Below are 4,432 nucleotides of genomic sequence, written 5' to 3' on the forward strand. Positions count from 1 at the left end.
AGCTCGCGGACTTCCTCGAGGGCGAGCTTCTGCCTCAGGCCCCCGAGCAGGACGCCGTGGGGCGCGAGCGCTACGCGCTCTCCTCGCGCCGCTTCCTCGGCGCGGCCGTGGACCTCGAGGAGACGTATGCGTGGGGCGTGGCGGAGCTGGACCGCATCATCGCGGAGCAGGAGGCCGTCGCCCAGCAGATCAAGCCAGGCGCCACGATCGCCGAGGCCAAGGAAGCGCTCAACGCGGACCCCGCGCGTCAGCTCAACGGGACAGACGCGCTCCGGGCGTGGATGCAGGGCCTCTCCGATCGCGCCGTCGCCGACCTCTCGGAGACCCACTTCGACATCGCCGAGCCCATGCGGAAGCTCGAGTGCATGATCGCCCCGACGCAGGACGGCGGCATCTACTACACGGCCCCCTCGGACGATTTCTCCCGCCCGGGCCGGATGTGGTGGTCCGTCCCCGCGGGCGAGGACTCGTTCACCACGTGGTCCGAGACGACGACCGTCTACCACGAGGGCGTTCCCGGGCACCACCTCCAGTGCGCCACCGCGGTGTACCAGCGCGAGCTGCTCAACCGCTGGCGGCGGCTCATCTGCTGGGTGTCGGGCCACGGCGAGGGCTGGGCGCTCTACGCCGAGCGGCTCATGGACGAGCTCGGCTACCTGTCCGATCCGGGCGATCGCATGGGCATGCTCGACGCGCAGCGCATGCGCGCGGCCCGCGTCGTGTTCGACATCGGCGTGCACCTCGAGCTCGAGGTCCCCGAGCGCTGGGGCTCGGGAACCTGGACGCCGGAGAAGGGCTACGCGTTCCTTCGCGAGAACCTCGACATCTCCGACGGCCAGCTCGACTTCGAGTACCACCGCTACCTCGGGTGGCCGGGCCAGGCGCCGTCGTACAAGGTCGGGCAGCGGCTGTGGGAGCAGACCCGGGCCGAGCTCGCCGCCCGCGCCGAGTCCGAGGGCCGCGAGTTCGACCTCAAGGAGTTCCACACGCGGGCGCTCAACCTCGGGTCGGTGGGGCTCGACACGCTCCGGAGGGCGCTCCTCGCGTGAGACTGTTCACTCTGCGAGCGGGAATAGCGTAACAATTTGGCCGACTGGCGCGGCATTCCGGGCTTCCTGGAATGCCGCGCCATCGGTTTGCCAGCTATGCCCACCGCCCGCTGACCACCGGCCACCCGCACGGGACCCCGCAACGGAGGGGAGGCGAGAGTTTCCGTCTCAAGTTTGCACAGAGTGCAAAGTTGCACTTAGTGTAATCACGTGACCACCTCTTCTGACGCGCCGTCCCGCCGCGAGCTCAACAAGGCCGCGACGCGACAGTCGATCGTCTTCGCCGCCGTCGGCCTCGCGCGCGAGCGCGGGCTCGGCGAATTCACCGTCGAGGACATCGCCGACGCCGCAGGCGTCTCCCGCCGCACCTTCTTCAACTACTTCTCGAGCGCGGAGGAAGCGATCGCCGCGCCGACGTTCGGCTTCCTCGACGCCGCGCTCGAAGGGTTCCGCGGGCGCCCCGAGGGCGAACCGCTGCTCGACTCCGCGATCGAGGTGCTCCTCGCCCTCGCGGACAACGAGTTCATCGAGCCGATGGCCGAATCGTTCCTCATCTCACACGGGCACGAGACCGTGACCCGCTACCAGCTGCAGGCGTTCGACGAGTGCAGCGACAAGATCGTGACCGCGATCCGCGAGCGCGAAGGCAACGCCCTCGACGCGATCTACGTGCATGCCCTCGCCGGCTGCGTCATGTCGTGCGGCAAGGCCGCCCTCGAGGTGTGGCTGGCCGAACGCGGCGGCGACCTCTCGCCGTCGTCCCTTGAGCGGCTCCGCGAGCTGCTCATCAGCTCGTTTGCCCACCTCAGGACCGGCTTCGCCGTTCATTAGGCCGCAGTCTTCGGGCAGGTCCTCACCAGCCTGTTCCCGCCCACCCGCCATTTCTCACCCACAGAAGGCATCATGGCTACCCTCCTCTATCGCCTCGGCCGCTTCGCGTACGACCGTCGGTGGCTCGTCCTCTCGCTCTGGATCGTGGTGCTCCTCGCCGTCGGCGGGTCCGTGGCCGCGTTCCATGGGGCCCTGAGCAACACGTTCCAGATCCCCGGCACCGAGACCCAGCGCATGCTCGACAAGCTCAAGACGGACCTCCCCTCGTCCGCGGGGGGAAGCGCGAGCATTGTCTTCGAGTCGCCGGACGCGGCCTTCACCTCCGCCCAGAGGCAGGGCATCAGCGACGCCCTCGCGCAGATCAAGGGCCTCGACGGCGTCCAGAGCGACACGGACCCGTTCGCCACCCAAACCCAGCTCGACAACGCGGCCGCCCAGGTGGTGAGCGGGCAGAAGCAGATCGCGGACGCGGACGCCCAGCTGACCGCGGGCCAGCAGCAGCTCGATGCCCAGAAGCAGGCGCTCGCCGCGCAGGGCATGCCCGCCGACGCGATCGCGCAGGCCACGGCGAGCGCCCAGGCCAAGATCGACGACGGCCGCGCGCAGCTCACGCAGAAGAAGGCCGACCTTGGGCTCGGCGCACGCCAGGCCCAGGCCTCGCAGGGGCTGCGCTTCGTCTCGAGCGACGGCAAGGCCGCGATCGCCACGATCCAGTTCACGAAGTCCACGGACGCGCTCCCGGCCGACCTCCGCCAGAAGGTCCAGGACCTCGCCGCCCAGGTTCCGGGCGTCCACTCCTACGCGAGCAAGGAACTCACGCAGGACATCTCCCAGTTGTTCGGGCCCTCGGAGGCCACCGGCGTGATCATCGCCGCGATCGTGCTCCTGATCATGCTCGGCACGTTCGTCGCGGCGGGGCTCCCGCTGCTCATGGCCCTTGTGGGCGTCGGCGTGGGCGTGGGCGGGACGTTCGCCCTGACCGGCGTGATCCAGATGAGCTCCACGACCCCCATGCTCGGGCTCATGCTCGGCCTCGCGGTGGGGATCGACTACTCGCTCTTCATCGTCAACCGCCACCGCACCCAACTCCTGCACGGCATGGCCCCGCGCGAGTCGGTCGCGCTCTCGATCGGCACGTCCGGCAACGCGGTCCTCTTCGCGGGCCTCACGGTCATCATCGCGCTCGCCGCGCTCGTGGTTCCGGGCCTGCCGTTCCTCGCCGTCATGGGCGTCGCGGCGGCTGCAACGGTCGCCGTGTCGGTCCTCGTCGCGATCACGCTCCTCCCGGCGATCCTCGGCTTCGCGGGCAAGCGCATCATCTCAAAGCGGCGCTGGAAGAAGGCCGCCGCGCAGAACGCCAAGGCCGGCCACGAGGAGGCTGAGGCTCGCGAGGACCTCGCGAAGGCCGAGCACGGCTGGGGCGCGTGGGTCACGCGCCACCCGTGGATCGCGCTCGTCGCGTCCGTGCTCGTACTCGGGGCCCTGGCCCTTCCCGCCGCCCAGCTGCGGCTCGCGCTCCCCGACGGCGGCTCCGAGCCCGTCGAGTCGAGCGCCTACCAGGCCTACGACGCCACCGGCAAGTACTTCGGCCAGGGCATGACCGGCCCGATCGTCGTGGTCGGCGAGTTCCCATCGGGCCTCGACGCGACCGCCGCGAAGACCAAGCAGTACGACGTCGCGGACCAGCTCCGCTCGGTTCAGGGCGTCACGGCCGCCGTCCCGGTCGCGCTGAGCGACGACCGCCGCACGGCCGTGTTCCAGGTCATCCCGACCGACGGTCCCGCGAGCGCGAGCACCGTCCAGGTGGTCAACGACCTCCGGGCGAAGGGCGCGACGATCCAGAGCGCGACCGGGGTCACGATCGGACTCACGGGCCAGACGGCCGCGAACGTCGACGTCTCGTCGAAGCTCGCCGATGCGCTGCCGCCGTACCTCGCGATCGTCGTCGGCCTCTCGCTCGTGCTCCTGCTGCTCGTGTTCCGCTCGCTCCTCGTGCCGCTCCTCGCAACGGGCGGGTTCCTGCTTTCCCTCGGGGCCGCGTTCGGCTCGGTGGTCGCGGTGTACCAGTGGGGTTGGCTGGGTCCGGTCTTCGACGTGACGCACCCCGGGGCCGTGCTGAGCTTCCTGCCGATCCTGCTCATCGGCATCCTGTTCGGTCTCGCGATGGACTACCAGGTGTTCATCACGTCGGGGATCCGCGAGGCGTACGTCCACGGCCAGGAGGCGCACCTCGCCGTCAAGACCGGCTTCCGCCACGCGGCGCGCGTCGTGACGGCCGCCGCGATCATCATGGTGAGCGTTTTCGCGGGCTTCATCTTCAGCCACGTCACGATGATCCGGCCACTCGGCTTCGCGCTCGCGCTCGGCGTGCTGCTGGACGCGTTCGTGGTCCGCATGACCCTCGTCCCCGCGGTCATGCGCCTCATCGGAAGGGGCGCATGGTGGCTGCCGCGCTGGCTCCAGCGAATCCTCCCGGACCTCGACATCGAGGGCGCCCAGCTCGAGCGGACGACGGCGGAGCCCACCCCGCGCGTCGCGGAGCCCGCCAGCCG

General features: G+C 70.2%; 3 protein-coding genes. All 3 read left to right on the forward strand.

Features of this window, described 5'->3' with window-relative positions; translation table 11 throughout:
• Positions 1-1,049: DUF885 domain-containing protein (locus tag ACLN58_RS18430; protein WP_415856698.1), on the forward strand; the 1,049-nt coding region annotated here is incomplete at its 5' end.
• 210 nt (positions 1,050-1,259) lie between these two features.
• Complete coding sequence (locus ACLN58_RS18435; RefSeq protein WP_415856699.1) at positions 1,260-1,880, forward strand: TetR/AcrR family transcriptional regulator; 621 nt, start codon at positions 1,260-1,262, stop codon at positions 1,878-1,880.
• Between the two features lie 72 nt (positions 1,881-1,952).
• Positions 1,953-4,432 (forward strand): MMPL family transporter (locus ACLN58_RS18440; RefSeq protein WP_415856700.1); only part of this gene is annotated, 2,480 nt, incomplete at its 3' end.

The organism is Sinomonas sp. G460-2, assembly GCF_047759905.1.
Classification (GTDB): Bacteria; Actinomycetota; Actinomycetes; order Actinomycetales; family Micrococcaceae; genus Sinomonas.